The organism is Nocardia sp. NBC_00511 (assembly GCF_045161165.1).
Lineage (GTDB): Bacteria > Actinomycetota > Actinomycetes > Mycobacteriales > Mycobacteriaceae > Nocardia.
The window spans coordinates 4,019,267-4,033,324 of sequence record NZ_CP107849.1 but is presented as its reverse complement, the minus strand read 5'-3'; the positions used below and the strand labels follow the sequence as shown (position 1 = coordinate 4,033,324).

The 14,058-nt window shown below is 66.9% G+C and carries 14 protein-coding genes; 9 read left to right on the top strand and 5 right to left on the bottom strand.

Annotated elements, in window-relative coordinates; genetic code table 11:
- Nucleotides 1–59 precede the first annotated feature (59 nt).
- From OG300_RS18980 to OG300_RS18970, 3 genes are all read left to right on the top strand, one after another.
- Nucleotides 60–983, top strand: a complete 924-nt coding sequence (locus OG300_RS18980) for an ABC transporter substrate-binding protein (protein ID WP_405497770.1) — start codon at nt 60–62, stop codon at nt 981–983.
- A gap of 5 nt (nt 984–988) precedes the next feature.
- Nucleotides 989–1,936 carry an amino acid ABC transporter permease gene (locus OG300_RS18975; protein WP_405497768.1) on the top strand — a complete coding sequence of 316 codons (948 nt, stop codon included), beginning with the start codon at nt 989–991 and terminating at the stop codon, nt 1,934–1,936.
- Nucleotides 1,937–2,053: 117 nt separating this feature from the next.
- Entirely contained in the window at nt 2,054–2,806 is a 753-nt protein-coding gene (locus OG300_RS18970) for an amino acid ABC transporter ATP-binding protein (RefSeq protein ID WP_405498592.1), read from the top strand.
- Nucleotides 2,807–2,824: 18 nt separating this feature from the next.
- On the opposite strand, the gene OG300_RS18965 is transcribed toward OG300_RS18970, so the two are convergent.
- Nucleotides 2,825–3,661 carry an alpha/beta fold hydrolase gene (locus tag OG300_RS18965; protein ID WP_405497767.1) on the bottom strand — a complete coding sequence of 279 codons (837 nt, stop codon included), beginning with the start codon at nt 3,659–3,661 and terminating at the stop codon, nt 2,825–2,827.
- Nucleotides 3,658–4,089 (bottom strand): helix-turn-helix domain-containing protein, encoded by a 432-nt coding sequence (locus tag OG300_RS18960; protein WP_405497765.1) that lies wholly within the window; start codon nt 4,087–4,089, stop codon nt 3,658–3,660. Before OG300_RS18960 ends, OG300_RS18965 begins: the two co-directional genes overlap by 4 nt.
- 165 nt (nt 4,090–4,254) lie before the next feature.
- Here OG300_RS18960 and OG300_RS18955 point away from each other — a divergent pair, with 165 nt between their 5' ends.
- The gene (locus tag OG300_RS18955) at nt 4,255–4,716 is read left to right on the top strand and encodes a DUF4383 domain-containing protein (protein WP_405497763.1); all 462 of its coding nucleotides are present in this window, start codon (nt 4,255–4,257) and stop codon (nt 4,714–4,716) included.
- Here the strand turns inward: OG300_RS18955 and OG300_RS18950 are convergent.
- On the bottom strand, nt 4,700–5,626 hold the full coding sequence (locus OG300_RS18950; RefSeq protein ID WP_405497761.1) for a LysR family transcriptional regulator: 927 nt from the start codon (nt 5,624–5,626) through the stop codon (nt 4,700–4,702). The two genes, OG300_RS18955 and OG300_RS18950, sit on opposite strands and share 17 nt — an antisense overlap.
- Before the next feature lie 71 nt (nt 5,627–5,697).
- Between OG300_RS18950 and OG300_RS18945 the strand changes: the two genes are divergently transcribed.
- From OG300_RS18945 to OG300_RS18935, 3 genes are all read left to right on the top strand, one after another.
- Nucleotides 5,698–7,056 (top strand): FAD-binding oxidoreductase, encoded by a 1,359-nt coding sequence (locus OG300_RS18945; protein WP_405497759.1) that lies wholly within the window; start codon nt 5,698–5,700, stop codon nt 7,054–7,056.
- Nucleotides 7,057–7,202: 146 nt separating this feature from the next.
- Nucleotides 7,203–8,081: an SPFH domain-containing protein gene (locus tag OG300_RS18940; protein WP_405497757.1), complete on the top strand. Its 879-nt coding sequence runs from the start codon at nt 7,203–7,205 to the stop codon at nt 8,079–8,081.
- Nucleotides 8,081–8,239 carry a hypothetical protein gene (locus OG300_RS18935; RefSeq protein WP_405497755.1) on the top strand — a complete coding sequence of 53 codons (159 nt, stop codon included), beginning with the start codon at nt 8,081–8,083 and terminating at the stop codon, nt 8,237–8,239. The genes OG300_RS18940 and OG300_RS18935 overlap by 1 nt, the downstream gene beginning before the upstream one ends.
- 131 nt (nt 8,240–8,370) lie before the next feature.
- Here the strand turns inward: OG300_RS18935 and OG300_RS18930 are convergent, their stop codons facing one another.
- On the bottom strand, nt 8,371–9,243 hold the full coding sequence (locus OG300_RS18930) for a class I SAM-dependent methyltransferase (RefSeq protein WP_405497753.1): 873 nt from the start codon (nt 9,241–9,243) through the stop codon (nt 8,371–8,373).
- A gap of 302 nt (nt 9,244–9,545) precedes the next feature.
- Between OG300_RS18930 and rpsA the strand changes: the two genes are divergently transcribed.
- Both rpsA and OG300_RS18920 read left to right on the top strand, forming a co-directional pair.
- Nucleotides 9,546–11,030, top strand: coding sequence for a 30S ribosomal protein S1 (gene rpsA / locus OG300_RS18925; protein WP_405497751.1), 1,485 nt, complete (start codon nt 9,546–9,548; stop codon nt 11,028–11,030).
- 110 nt (nt 11,031–11,140) lie between these two features.
- The gene (locus tag OG300_RS18920) at nt 11,141–11,773 is read left to right on the top strand and encodes a TetR/AcrR family transcriptional regulator (RefSeq protein ID WP_405497749.1); all 633 of its coding nucleotides are present in this window, start codon (nt 11,141–11,143) and stop codon (nt 11,771–11,773) included.
- On the opposite strand, the gene OG300_RS18915 is transcribed toward OG300_RS18920, so the two are convergent.
- Complete coding sequence (locus tag OG300_RS18915; protein ID WP_405497747.1) at nt 11,719–14,055, bottom strand: MMPL family transporter; 2,337 nt, start codon at nt 14,053–14,055, stop codon at nt 11,719–11,721. The genes OG300_RS18920 and OG300_RS18915 overlap by 55 nt on opposite strands.
- Between the last annotated feature and the right edge of the window lie 3 nt (nt 14,056–14,058).

Here is a 14,058-nt window from a genome sequence, read left to right as displayed (position 1 = left end):
AAGGTGTCACTCGCCTACATTTCAAACGGCGGGTAATGCCCGGATGTCGCGCACCGAACATGTGGAGGACTGCTGTGTCTGTTCGTTTCGATCTCCGCGGGAGCGCCCTGCGGGCCGCCTGCGTCCTAGCCGGGGGCGCCCTGGTTTTGACCGCCTGTACCAGCAACTCGGAGTCCAACGCTCCCGATGTCGCCAAGGTGGACGTGGCCAAGGTGGACAGCATCGCGGCCAAGGTGCCCGCCGACATCAAGTCGTCCGGCAAGCTGGTCGTCGGGGTCAATGTTCCCTACCAGCCCAACGAGTACAAGGATCCGAGCAGCGGCAAGATCGTCGGCTTCGACGTCGACCTGATGGACGCGGTCGGCAAGGTGCTCGGCCTCGGAACCGACTACAAGGAAGCCGATTTCGAGAAGATCATCCCCTCCATCGAGGCCGGCACCTTCAACCTCGGCATGTCGTCGTTCACCGACAACAAGGAGCGCGAAGCCACCGCCGACTTCGTCGACTACTTCTCCGCGGGCAGCCAGTGGGCCCAGCAGAAGGGCAAGTCGATCGACCCGAACAATGCCTGCGGCAAGCGAGTCGCGGTGCAGCGCACCACCGTTCAGGACACCGACGAGATCCCGGCCAAGTCCAAGGCGTGTGTGGCCGCCGGTAAGCCGGAGATCCAGAAGGTCGCCTACGACGAGCAGTCCGCCGCCGCCACCGCGCTGGTGCAGGGCCAGGTCGACGCCATGTCGGCCGACTCGCCGGTGACCGCGTACGCCATCAAGCAGGCCAGCGACAAGATCGAATCCGCCGGGCCCATCTTCGATTCCGCCCCCTACGGCTGGCCGGTCAAGAAGAGCTCGCCGCTCTCGCCCGTACTGCAGGAAGCCGTCCAGTACCTGATGGACAACGGGCAGTACCGCAAGATCGCCGAGAACTGGGGCGTCCAGGAAGGCGCGATCACCAAGTCGGTCATCAACGGAGCCACGAGCTAATTCCGATGTCGCAGCAGGAGAACAACTCCGCAGCCTCGGCTGCGACGTCCGCGAACACCGAACCCGAGCCGATCAAGGCGATTCCGCTGCGGCGGCCGGGCCGGTGGATCGCGGCGGCCGTCATTCTGATCGCGCTGGCGCTGTTCGTGTGGGGCGCCAAGACCAACGACGCCTACCACTGGGACACCTACTTCAAGTACCTGGGCGACAAGCGAATTGCCCAGGGCGCGGTGGTGACCCTCGAACTGACCGTGTTCGCCATGTTCATCGGCGTGCTGCTGGGCATCCTGCTGGCCGTGATGCGACTGTCGCCGAATCCGGTGCTGCGCTCGGTGGCGTGGGCCTACCTCTGGATCTTCCGCGGCACCCCGGTGTATGTGCAGCTGGTGTTCTGGGGCCTGTTCCCGTCGCTGTACAAGACCATCACCGTGGGTGTCCCGTTCGGGCCGTCGCTGGCGCACTTCGACGTGCAGCACTGGTCGGCCCCGTTCGTGTTCGCCATGGTCGGCCTGGGTCTCAACGAGGCCGCCTACATGGCCGAAATCGTGCGTGCCGGAATCAATTCGGTGGGCGAGGGGCAGCGCGAGGCCTCGGTGGCGCTGGGCATGTCGTGGTCGCAGACCATGCGGCGCACGGTGCTGCCGCAGTCCATGCGGGTGATCATCCCGCCCACCGGCAACGAGCTGATCTCCATGCTGAAGACCACCTCGCTGGTGACGGCCATCCCGCTCACCACCGACCTCTACGGCCGGGCCCGCGACATCTACAGCGTGAACTTCCAGCCGGTGCCGCTGCTGCTGGTGGCCGCCACCTGGTACCTGCTCGTCACCAGCGTGCTCATGGTCGGCCAGTACTACCTGGAGCGGCACTACTCGCGCGGCTCCTCACGGCAGTTGACCGCCAAGCAGTTGCGCGCGCAGGCGGCCGCCCAGGTGGCCGGTGGAACGGGATAGGTGAGCGACGAAATGACCGAGGACTCAGTATCTTTCAGTAAGACATCCGAAGACTCTTTCACCAAGGAAGACGCGCCGCCGCGGACCGGTGCCGACGTCCTGCGGGCCGGTACGCCGATGGTGCGCGCGGACCGGGTGTGCAAGAGCTTCGGCGCGTTGCAGGTGCTCAAGGGCATCACCCTCGAGGTGAATCGCGGTGAGGTGCTCTGCCTGATCGGCCCGTCCGGTTCCGGCAAATCCACCTTCCTGCGCTGCATCAACCACCTCGAGCAGGTCAATGCCGGGCGGCTCTACGTGGACGGCGACCTCGTCGGCTACCGGGAGAAGAACGGCAAGCTCTACGAGCTGCATCCCCGGGACGCGGCCAAGCAGCGCCGCGATATCGGCATGGTGTTCCAGCACTTCAACCTGTTCCCGCACCGCACGGCGCTGGAGAACATCATCGAGGCGCCGACCCAGGTCAAGAAGCTCAGCAAGACCAACGCGGTGGCCCGCGCCAAGGAGCTGCTGGACCGAGTCGGGTTGGCGGACAAGGCCCATTCGTATCCGGCGCAGCTCTCCGGCGGCCAGCAGCAGCGCGTCGCCATCGCGCGGGCGCTGGCCATGGACCCCAAGCTGATGCTGTTCGACGAGCCCACCTCCGCGCTGGACCCGGAGCTGGTCGGCGAGGTGCTGGGCGTCATGCGTGAGCTCGCGGCATCGGGCATGACCATGGTCGTGGTCACCCACGAGATGGGTTTCGCCCGTGAGGTCGCAGATCAGCTGGCGTTCATGGACGGCGGCGTGGTCGTCGAAGCCGGCAACCCGCGCGAGGTGCTGGCCAGCCCGCAGCAGGACCGAACCAAGGCGTTCCTCTCGCGCATCCTCTGATCTCGTTGCGGCCCTTGGTCAGAGCAGGAATTCGCGGACGGGTTCCGTCTGGCCCAGGACGGCGTGGCCGGTGTCCGGCAGGATGCGGGCATCGGCGTTCGGGATGAGGGTCGTGGCGCGCTGGGCGGTCTTGTTCGAGTCGAACATGACGTCGCGGTCGCCGACCAGGACCAGCACCGGCATGGGCAGCGCGCGCAGTTGATCGTCGGTGAAGATCGGCAGTTTGCCGGTGCGCGGGTTGAAATGGTCGAAGACCAGCACCACGTCGTCGAGGACACCGCCGTACTCCTCGGCGGACAGGCCGGTGACGATGGCGGCCGAGCGGCGCATGTCGTGGTTGTTGAACAGGTGGTCGACCAGGTTCTTGAAGATCCAGCCGTACTTCTGCTTGCCGATGCCGCCCGGGCACAGCAGGGCGAGTTTGGTGACCCGCTGTGGGCGACGCACCGCGTAATCCAGTGCGGTCCAACCACCCAGCGACATGCCGACGAAGCTCGCGGCCGGAAGCTCCAGTCCCGCAAGGACATCGTCGAGCCACAGCGCCAGGTTCTCGGAACCGAGTTCGGGACGGTTCTCGGCGCTGCCGCCGGGCTCGCCGGGCATGTCGACCGCGTAGACCCGGAAATCCCTTGCCCAGGTGGCGATGTCGCCGCGCCAGGTCGAGGAGTTGCCGCCGGAGCCGTGCAGCAGGATCACCGGCGGAGCGTCGGCGGGACCCGAGGCGAGCACGAAGGTCTCGCCCTGGCTGGTGGGGAGACGCAGCTGCTCGGCGGCAACCGGCCACTCGCGCAACACTTCCCGGTAGCGGACCTGGACGGCCGAGCGACCGGCCTCGGACTTGTAGATCGCGCTCATGACGCGAGCACCCCTTCCATGTATTCCAGCAGCCGGGCCGTATCGCCCAGGCCGCCCACGATGATGATCTTCAGCCGCGCGCGTTCCCGATCGTGGAACGTCTGGAAGCGCAGGGGTTGTTCGCCGGTGCGGTGCGAGCCCGCGATGCCTGTCAGCAGTGTGGTGAGACGGTCGGCGGTGGGCGGGTCGATCGCCTCGAGTTCGACGATGCTCGACACCTCGCTGTGCCGTTCCCGGGACATGTTCTCGCGCAACGCATCCGGTGCCGGGCGGCCGGTGAAGGCCGCCAGGTCCGGCTGGGCGATCCGGTATTGCTTGCCGATGCGCACCGCGGGGAGTTTGCCCTCGCGAACATAGCCGCGCACGGTGCGGACGTGCAGGCCGAGACGTTCGGCGACCTCCTCGACGGAGTACAGGCGATCAGTCACGTGAACTACCCTAAATGTCCCTATCGGAAAGTGCAATAAGGAAGGTTAGGGAGTGAATCGGGCGATTGTGGTCGAGATCGATGCTATTTCGGTGGAATGCTTCCCGTTGCCGGGTAGGGCAACTACATTGTGTAGTAGATAGATTCTCGGGTGGGAGGTCATCGCATGACATCGCTGACAGCGTCACGGCAGGCCGAATCGGCACGCTGGAGTTTCCTGCAATGGGCGGTGTTGATCATCGGGATCGTCCACCTCGTCTGGGCCATCGTCGGCTGGGTGGCCGAGCCCAGCTTCGCCGTGGGCATGGGCGCGCCCTCGAAACCAGTCCTCGGCATGGACTACAACGGCTGGCACGGACTGGCGGGCCTGCTGCTGTTCGCGCCCACCCTGGTGGTCGCGCTGCGCAAGAACTGGGCCGCCTGGTACTGCGTGATCGCCGGTGCCGGAGGCGGATTCGTGGTCGGACTGTGGGCGCTGTTCGCGCACTCGGTGCTGATGTTCAGCTTCCCCAATCACGTGAGCGACGCCATCGAGCACCTGGTGACCGGGGCCGTCCTGTTCGCGTTGGTCGGGATTCAGGCCCTGCGGGACGGTGGTCTGCGCACGGTGTTCAAGCCCGCGCGGTGACCGGTCCGGCCGACCCCGTCTTCCATCGGGACAGCGCGATGCGCAGTTGTCCCAGTAGGACTTTCGCGGCCGGAGCCATCGGCCGCTCATTGCTCCACGCCAGCATCAATCGCCCACGCATGGGTGGATCGATGGCGAGGGTGCGGACGCCCAGTGCGGCCGCGTCGGCCTCGGGGATCGGCGGGATCACCGCGACACCCAGGCCGTGCGCGGCCAATTGGATCAGCAGCGGGGGAGCGGCCGCCTCGAACGCCACATTCGGGGTGAGACCCGCTGCGGCGCAGGCATTCTCGAGCAGACTGCGTAGGCCGCTGCCCGGCAGCAGGCAGATCAGTGGGTGAGTGCACAACTGCGGCAGGGTGATTCGCTCGCCGAACTCGTCCGACTCACGGGGCACCGCGGCGACGATCTCACTGTCGTAGACGAGTTCGGTGCCCAGGGCCGGATCCGGGTCCTCGGCGATGGACAGCAGGGCGATATCGAGATCACCCCGGCGGACGGCGGCGTGCATGGCGTCCGAGGTGCTCTCGGTGAGGGAGATGCCGATCTGCGGGTGATCGCGGTGGAAATCGGCCAGCACCCCGGCGATATCGACCTCTTCGCCGGCCGCGCCCGAGATCAGCCCGACCCGCACGTGCCCGCGCAGCAGCCCGGTGAACTCGTCGACGGTGTGGGTGATCCGCTGCACCGATTCCAGCGCCGCCCGCGCCAGTGGCAGCACCGCCGCACCCACCGGGGTCAGCGTCACCGAACGGCTCGAACGATCCAGCAGCGGCTGGCCCAGCTCGCGTTCCAGCTGCCGGATCTGGGCGCTGAGCCCGGGCTGCGCGAGAAACAGCCGTTCGGCGGCCCGGGTGAAGTTGGCTTCCTCGGCGACCGCGACGAAGTAGCGCAGCTGACGCAGTTCCATAACTGATGATTCTAGCTACCAGAAAAACCATGTGTTGGAGTTCTCGATCGAATCCGCGCAGAGTCATGGTCATGACGAAGACAGCGATCACCGAACTGACCACCACCGGCCCCGTCTTCCAGCCCGGCGACGACGGCTACGACACCGAAATCGCCGGATTCCAAACCTCTTACGCGCACCGGCCCGCCGTGGTCGTCGGCGCGGCACACGCCGAGGACGTGCGCGCCGCCGTGGAATACGCCGCGCGCCAAGGTCTTCCGGTCGCGGTGCAGGCCACCGGGCACGGACTGTCGGTGCCCGTCGAGGGCGGGGTACTGATCAATACCCGCCGCCTCACCGATATTCGGATCGACCCCGCCACCCGGATCGCCCGGATCGGCGCGGGCGTCAACGCCGGGGCGCTGATCGAGGCGGCCGCCGCGCACGGTCTGGCCCCGTTGAACGGATCCTCGCTGTCGGTCGGCGTCGTCGGTTACACCCTCGGCGGCGGCGTCGGCATCCTGGCCCGCGAATTCGGTTATGCCGCAGAGCATGTGCGCGGCATCGAGATCGTCACCGCCGACGGCAGGCTGCGTCGCCTGCGGGCCGGGGACGAGCTGTTCGGCGCGGTGCTGGGTACCGGCGGCAACTTCGGTGTCGTCACCGCGCTCGAGCTCGAACTGCTGCCGGTGACCACGGTGTACGGCGGCCAGCTGCAATTCGACACCCCGCTGGTGGCGACGGCGCTGGAGGCCTGGCGACAGTGGACACGGGACCTTCCCGAGCAGATGAGCTCGGCCTTCACCGCGATGGTCATGCCCGACATCCCACAGCTGCCCCCGCACCTGCGCGGCCGCTACCTGGCGACCGTCAATATCGCGTTCACCGGATCGGCCGAGGAGGGCGACCGGCTGGTGGCCCCGCTGCGGGCAATCGGCGAACGCTTCGCCGACGACCTGCGCGTCATGCCCTACACCGAAACCCATGGCATCTACCGCGATCCCGATGAGCCGCACCCCTACACCGCCACCAACGCGCTGCTCGCCGAACTGCCCGCCGAGGCCGCCGCGGCCTTCCTGGCGGCCACCGGTCCCGACTCGCCGCTCCCGGTCGTCGCCGGATTCCGGCACCTCGGTGGCGCGCTGCGTCGTCGGGGCCCGAACGCGATCACCATGGACCACCGCGACGCGGAATACGTGGCCCGTGTGATCGCCATGCCCGGACCGGACGCGGACACCATCCGCGAGGGGCTGGCGCAGCTGCGGAAGACGTTGCAGCCCTGGGATATCGGCCACAACCTGAACTTCCTCTACGGTGGCGCGGACTTCGCCGACGAGGCTCAGACCCGCGCGGGCTACAGCGAATCCACCTACGAGCGACTGGCCGCGCTCAAGTCGAAGTACGACCCGGCCAACCTCTTCCGCGCGAACCGCAATATCCGCCCGCACTGACGATCGGCCTCGAGACCCCGTGATGCCCAGCGCATCACGGGGTCTCCTCGTATCGGAGTGACCGGCGGTGCAGCCGAAAAGACACTTGCCGCGGCGACTCGTCCGGCGCTATCGTCGTGATATCACTTCGATACTAGGAGAGCGTCATGGAGCTACGTCGAGCATTTCGACTCAACGGCTTCCTTCTGCTGGGGGTTTTCATCCTGCTGATCATCGGGCTCGGCCTCGAGATCCGCGGCCTGCACGATGCCAGCGCACGACACGACAGCACCACGGTGCTGGGCATTCTCATGGCGGTGACCATTCTGGCCGCGGTGCTGGTGGCGAGCGGGTTCGTCACCGTGAGTCCCAACCAGGCCAAGGTGATCCAGTTCTTCGGCCGCTACATCGGTTCGGTCACCGAATCCGGTTTCCACTGGGTGGTCCCACTGTCGAGCCGCCGCAACATCTCTCTGCGGGTGCGTAACTTCGAGACCCAGAAGCTGAAGGTCAACGACTCCGACGGCAACCCGGTCGAGATCGCCGCGGTCGTGGTCTACCAGGTCACCGACAGCTACAAGTCCGCCTTCGCCGTCGACGACTACGAGGACTTCGTTCGCACCCAGTCCGAGACGGCGGTCCGCCACCTCGCCACCACCCACCCGTACCAGACCGACGACTCCGGCACCCCCAGCCTGCGCGACGGCGCGGAGGTGGCCGGTGAGCTCACCGTCGAACTGGGTGAGCGCACCGCGCTGGCCGGAATCCAGATCATCGAGGCCCGCATCACCCACCTCGCCTACGCGCCGGAGATCGCCCAGGCCATGCTGGTCCGCCAGCAGGCCGCCCAGGTGGTCGCCGCCCGCAGCCGCATCGTCGAGGGCGCGGTCGGTATGGTCGGCATGGCCCTGGATCGACTCGCCGAACAGGGCGTGGTCGAACTCGATGAGGAGCGCAAAGCCGCCATGGTCTCCAACCTGCTGGTAGTCCTGTGCGGCGACCGCTCCGCCGCCCCCGTCGTCAACGCCGGCACCCTGTACTCCTGATGGTCAAGCGCGAGCCGAAGAAGGTGCTGTTGCGGCTCGACCCGTCGATCCACGAGGCCATCGCCAAGTGGGCCGCCGACGACCTCCGCAGCATCAACGCCCAAATCGAATTCGCCCTCCGCCTGGCCCTCAAACAAGCCGGGCGCGACCCGAAATAGCGGTCTCACCACCGAAGCTCACGAAACGAGCACCGCCCCGTCGATCAAATACCTTTCACCCCAAGGGGACCGGTCGCGCCCGCCGCGACCGGTCCCCTTCCGGCGGTGGATCGTGGAGCCGGGCGGTCGTGTCAGGCCGGTTTCTGGGTGACGAAAATGGCTGTGCCGGGGAAGATCTCGCCGCGCAGGGGGCTCCACTGGCCCCATTCGCGGTCGAGCCATTCGGGCCAGTCGGGTTCGATGATGTCGAGGAGGGTGAGGCCGGCGGCGACGATTTCGCGGACGCGGTCGCCGATGGTGCGGTGGTGTTCGACGTAGGTGGGTTCGCCTTCGGCGTCGAATTCGACGTAGGGGGTGCGGTCGAAGTAGGGGATGGCGGCGAGCAGGCCCTCGGGGCCGGGGTTGTCGGGGAAGATCCAGCGCATGGGGTGGTTGACCGAGAAGACCCAGCGGCCGCCGGGCTTGAGGACTCGGTGCACCTCGCGCATCACCTGAGCGGAGTCGGCGACGAAGGGGACGGCACCGAAGGCGGAGCAGGCCAGGTCGAAGGATGCGTCGGCGAAGGGCAACTCTTCGGCACCCGCCTGGATCAGCGGGACGCGGGGGCCGCCCTCGGTCATGGCGGCGAGTCCGCGATCCAGCATGGCTCGCGAGATATCGAGTCCGACCGGGTGCGCACCGTGCGAGGCGAGCCAGCGCGAGCAGGGGGCGGAGCCGCAGCCGATCTCCAGGATCCGCTTGCCCTCTATATCCCCGAGAAGTCGCCAGTCACCTTCGTGCAACCCCTCGGGGCACCACACGAACTCGCCCGCGGTCGAGTCCACGCCGAGGAAATCGGCGTGCGTCTCGTGATAGGCGGCGGCGTCCGCGTCCCACCAGCGGCGGTTGGCTCGCTGACTGGCATCCGAATCGACCTTGACGCGAGCCACTCCCGCGGTTCCGAGCAGAGCGTTGGCCTCCGCGTGACGGGCATCCACGGTGGTGGCAGAGTGATCTTCGGACATGGGATCACCCTATCGACTGACCGGCGGGGACCCGTGTTTGCTTGGTACAACATCCGTCGCGTACGCTGTTTTCCGCGAGTGTCTTCTGTACCCGGTTTCTCGAGACCGAGTAGAGCAGACAATCGTGCTGTGAGTCCGCATGCTTTTCAGAGCAGCGTTGCGCAGCGTCGCAGCGATGTGCTGTGCGCATGCTTTGCTAAGGCCGAGCCGCCAACGTTAGTTCCATCAGCTGTGTGTTCGCAGCAATACGGAAAGCCCACATGTCCACTACCGACCACAATCCGTCCGGAGCCTCCCAACACATGCCCACTACTGTGACCTCGCCGCAGGTAGCCATTAATGACATTGGCTCTGCCGAGGACTTCCTCGCCGCCATCGACAAGACCATCAAGTACTTCAACGATGGAGACATCGTCGAAGGAACCATCGTCAAGGTCGATCGTGACGAGGTCCTTCTCGACATCGGTTACAAGACCGAAGGCGTCATCCCGTCTCGCGAACTGTCCATCAAGCACGATGTCGACCCGAATGAGGTCGTTTCCGTGGGTGATGAGGTCGAGGCCCTCGTTCTCACAAAGGAGGACAAGGAAGGCCGCCTGATCCTGTCGAAGAAGCGCGCTCAGTACGAGCGGGCTTGGGGCACGATCGAGGAGCTCAAGGAGAAGGACGAGGCCGTCAAGGGCACCGTCATCGAGGTCGTCAAGGGCGGCCTGATCCTGGACATCGGTCTGCGCGGCTTCCTCCCGGCTTCGCTGGTCGAGATGCGCCGCGTCCGCGACCTCCAGCCGTACGTCGGCAAGGAGATCGAGGCCAAGATCATCGAGCTCGACAAGAACCGCAACAACGTGGTTCTGTCGCGTCGTGCCTGGCTCGAGCAGACCCAGTCCGAGGTCCGCTCCGAGTTCCTGCACCAGCTGCAGAAGGGCCAGGTCCGCAAGGGCGTCGTGTCCTCCATCGTCAACTTCGGTGCCTTCGTGGACCTGGGTGGCGTCGACGGCCTGGTGCACGTCTCCGAGCTGTCCTGGAAGCACATCGATCACCCGTCCGAGGTTGTCGAGGTCGGCAACGAGGTCACCGTCGAGGTCCTCGACGTCGACCTGGACCGCGAGCGTGTCTCCCTGTCGCTCAAGGCGACTCAGGAAGACCCGTGGCGTCAGTTCGCCCGGACCCACGCGATCGGTCAGATCGTCCCGGGCAAGGTCACCAAGCTGGTTCCCTTCGGCGCCTTCGTGCGGGTCGAAGAGGGCATCGAGGGCCTGGTGCACATCTCCGAGCTGGCCGAGCGCCACGTCGAGGTCCCGGACCAGGTTGTCGCCGTCGGCGACGACGCCATGGTCAAGGTCATCGACATCGACCTCGAGCGTCGTCGTATCTCGCTGTCGCTGAAGCAGGCGAACGAGGACTACACCGCCGAGTTCGATCCGTCGAAGTACGGCATGGCCGACAGCTACGACGACCAGGGCAACTACATCTTCCCCGAGGGCTTCGACTCCGAGACCAACGAATGGCTCGAAGGTTTCGAGAAGCAGCGTGAAGAGTGGGAGACCCGGTACGCCGAGGCCGAGCGTCGCCACAAGATGCACACCGCTCAGATGGAGAAGATGGCCGCCGACGCCGCAGCTGAGGCTGCCAACGGTGGTCCGTCGAACTACTCCTCCGAGACCGGCGCGCAGGCTGCGACCAGCTCCTCGTCCTCGTCGTCGTCTTCTTCCGAGTCGGCCGGTGGCTCGCTCGCGAGTGACGCCCAGCTTGCCGCTCTGCGCGAGAAGCTGTCGGGCAACGCGTAATTCGCGTTCCCTGACGGGATAGCTTGACCGGAAATCCCCCGGGTCCTGAATTGGACCCGGGGGATTTCTCGTCGATGGGTACCCCGGCGCCCGGTATTCTCGGAGGCGACATGTCGGAATCCACCATCGCGTCCGCCCCTTCGTTGTGGGAGCGCCGCAAACTCGAGGCGATGAGCCGTATCCAGCGGATCGCGCTGGATCTGTTCGACGAGCACGGCTACCGCGAGGTGACCGTCGAGCGGGTGGCCGCGGCGGCGGAGGTGTCGCCGAGCTCCATCTACCGCTACTTCGGGACCAAGGAGATGCTGGTCCTCTACGACGAGGCGGACCCGAAAACCCTCCAGGTGCTGCACGCCGTGGCCGGTGGACGCATCCTCGGCCTTCCCGAAATGCTCACCATGGCACGGCCGTTGGTGCCGGTGGTGATCGACGAGATCATCACCGAGGAGGTCGAGCGGCGCACCCGGCTACGGATGGGCTACGTGCTGACCATCCCCGAGGTGAAGATCCGCCAGACCGAGCAGATGCGCGCGCTCGAGGATCAGTTCCGGTTGACGTTCGCGGAGATCACCGGGCGCGACGTCAACGATCTGCAACTGCGCACCGCCGCCGCGATCATCATCTGGAGCTGTATGGCGGGGCTGGAGCATTGGGCCGGAACAGGTTTCGCCGGTCGCCTGCGTGATGTCTACGCCGAGGTGGTCGAATCGATTCTGCTGGCGCTCGAGGCCGTGCTCGGCTGACGGCCGAATCGGGGCAGCCACCAGTTCCAGCGGCCGAACAGCCGCATGAACGCCGGCACCAGAATCAGCCGCACGATCACCGCGTCGATGGCGACCGCGACGGCCAGGGCGAACCCGATCTGTTTGAGCTCCAGCACATCCGCGCTCATGAAGCTCGCGAAGACGGCGACCATGATGGCGGCCGCGGCGGTGATGGGCCGGGCGGTGTGCTGCAAACCCTCGGCCACGGCGGACTCATTGTCCGGGTGGCGATCCCATGCCTCCTTCATCCGCCGGATCAGGAAAACCTCGTAGTCCATGGACAATCCGAACAGCACCGCGAACACCAGCATCGGCAGATAGACCTGGAGGAAGCCCGAACTCTGGAAGCCGAGCATCGACTGCCCGACGCCGTGCTGGAAGACCGTGACGGTGAGGCCCAGCGCCGCACCGGTGGCCAGCAGGTTCAGCCCGATCGCCTTGACCGCCAGCACGATACTGCGGAATGTCACGATCAGGAACAGCAGCGAAACCCCCAGCACCAGCGCGATGACCCAGGGAAAACCACGGGTGATCAGCTTCGACACGTCGGTGAAGGTCGCGGTGGTGCCGCCCACCAGGATGTCGGCGGAGTCGGCAGCCGTTGCGCGGGAACGGATGTCGGCGGTCAGCGCGGTGACGTCGACCGAGTCGAAGGAGCTCTTGGGCACCACGGTCGCGAGGTAGCGCCCGCCGGCCTGCTGCGGCAGCACGGCGGCGACACGCGGGTCGTGGGACAGCTCGGTAACCAGACGCAGCACCTGGGTGCGGCCGTCCGCGCCGAGCGGAGTATCGCCGGGGCCGGAGGCGACGACCTGGATCGGAGACAGCAGCCCGGGCCCGAAGTTGTCCTGTACCAACCGGGTTGCCTGCCCGGTGGGCCGATCGCCCAGCGAGCCCAGACCCATGTCGATGCCGTAGCGCATGCCGGTGATCGGCAGCGCGGCCAGCACCAGCACCAGCACCCCGGATCCCCCGAACAGCACCGGCTTCCGCATCACGAGGTACGCCCACCGGGTCCACCCGTCGGCCCGCCGGGAATCGGCCACCCGTGAATGCCCGTCCTCGGATGTGTTCCGTTGTGCGGCAGCGTCTCCGGCGTGGGTCGGCTCGGAAGCTGTCGAGCGGGTTTCGGCCGGACGCAGGCGGGCGGGGAGCGCGCCTCGGTTGATCGCGGGCCCGAGGGTGGCGAGCAGGGCCGGGAGCAGGGTGAACGCCGCGGTCAGGGTGCCCACCACGGCGGTGACCACGCCCAGGGCGACACCGTCGAGCATGGGCAGGCCCACGACCACCAGGGCGCACAGGGAGATCATCACGATGGTGCCCGAGGCCAGGATAGTTCGGCCGGTGGTGTCCAGGGCCGCGCCCACCGCGGCGTGAATCTCTTTGTGGGCCTTGTGATCGCGAACTCCGCGCTTGGTCAGCTCCTCGTTGAAGCGGCTCACCAGGAACATGGCGTAGTCGATGGCGGTGCCGGTGCCGATCATGGTCGCCACCGACAGCACCAGCGAGTCGAAGCGCAGGAAGGTGGTGAGCCCGAACAGCACACCCACGGCCAGCGCGATTCCGACCGCGGTGACCGAGATCGGAATGGTCGCCGCGACGACCGCACCCAGCGCGAGGATCAGCACCAGCGCCGCGATCGGCAGACCGATGCCCTCGGCCCGGGTCAGATCGGCGGTCTCCATCCGGACCAGGTCACCCTCGATCGGCGAGTAGCCGGTGAGCCCGGCGCGCACCTCGGTGTCGGAGGCGGCGGTCAGGGCGGCGGTGAGCCGGGCGGCGACCTCGACCCGCTCGGACATGTCCCCGTTCAGCCCGACGATGCCCAGTGCGGTGCGACGGTCGGCTGAAATCTGTTGTGCGGGAGCGCCTTCGAAGGGGCTCACTGCTCCGGCCACGCCCGGTACGGCGCGGGCGGCGGACAGCGCCCGATCGACGGCGCCGCGGAATTCCGGATCGTCGGCGGTATAGCGGTCCGAGTGCACCACGATCAGGTCCTGCTCCGCGCCCAATCCGGAGAAGTGCTGTGCCACAAGCTGTTCGGCGGCGGCCGAGGCGGAGCCCGGGACGGTGTACTCGGGTGCGCCGAGCCGGGTGTGCAGCGCGGGATAGGCGGCCGCGCAGACCACGGCCAGCAGCAGCCAGCTCCCGATGACCCATCGCCGGTGCCGGGCCATCAGTTCACCCCAGCGGCCGAGCCTGCCGAGGCGGGGCGCGGCGCCCGGCTGTGGCGGCCGGGCGATCAGTGCGGGGTGCGTCATGGT

Excerpts from the sequence above, each read along its gene's own strand:
- OG300_RS18970 (WP_405498592.1), top strand. The coding sequence starts at position 2,054 with ATGGTGCGCGCGGACCGGGTGTGCAAGAGCTTCGGCGCGTTGCAGGTG.
- OG300_RS18935 (WP_405497755.1), top strand. The coding sequence starts at position 8,081 with ATGGTCAAGCGCGAGCCGAAGAAGGTGCTGTTGCGGCTCGACCCGTCG.
- OG300_RS18975 (WP_405497768.1), top strand. The coding sequence starts at position 989 with ATGTCGCAGCAGGAGAACAACTCCGCAGCCTCGGCTGCGACGTCCGCG.
- OG300_RS18955 (WP_405497763.1), top strand. The coding sequence starts at position 4,255 with ATGACATCGCTGACAGCGTCACGGCAGGCCGAATCGGCACGCTGGAGT.
- OG300_RS18945 (WP_405497759.1), top strand. The coding sequence starts at position 5,698 with ATGACGAAGACAGCGATCACCGAACTGACCACCACCGGCCCCGTCTTC.
- OG300_RS18940 (WP_405497757.1), top strand. The coding sequence starts at position 7,203 with ATGGAGCTACGTCGAGCATTTCGACTCAACGGCTTCCTTCTGCTGGGG.
- OG300_RS18965 (WP_405497767.1), bottom strand. The coding sequence starts at position 3,661 with ATGAGCGCGATCTACAAGTCCGAGGCCGGTCGCTCGGCCGTCCAGGTC.
- OG300_RS18980 (WP_405497770.1), top strand. The coding sequence starts at position 60 with ATGTGGAGGACTGCTGTGTCTGTTCGTTTCGATCTCCGCGGGAGCGCC.
- OG300_RS18930 (WP_405497753.1), bottom strand. The coding sequence starts at position 9,243 with ATGTCCGAAGATCACTCTGCCACCACCGTGGATGCCCGTCACGCGGAG.
- rpsA (WP_405497751.1), top strand. The coding sequence starts at position 9,546 with ATGCCCACTACTGTGACCTCGCCGCAGGTAGCCATTAATGACATTGGC.
- OG300_RS18950 (WP_405497761.1), bottom strand. The coding sequence starts at position 5,626 with ATGGAACTGCGTCAGCTGCGCTACTTCGTCGCGGTCGCCGAGGAAGCC.
- OG300_RS18920 (WP_405497749.1), top strand. The coding sequence starts at position 11,141 with ATGTCGGAATCCACCATCGCGTCCGCCCCTTCGTTGTGGGAGCGCCGC.
- OG300_RS18915 (WP_405497747.1), bottom strand. The coding sequence starts at position 14,055 with ATGACGCACCCCGCACTGATCGCCCGGCCGCCACAGCCGGGCGCCGCG.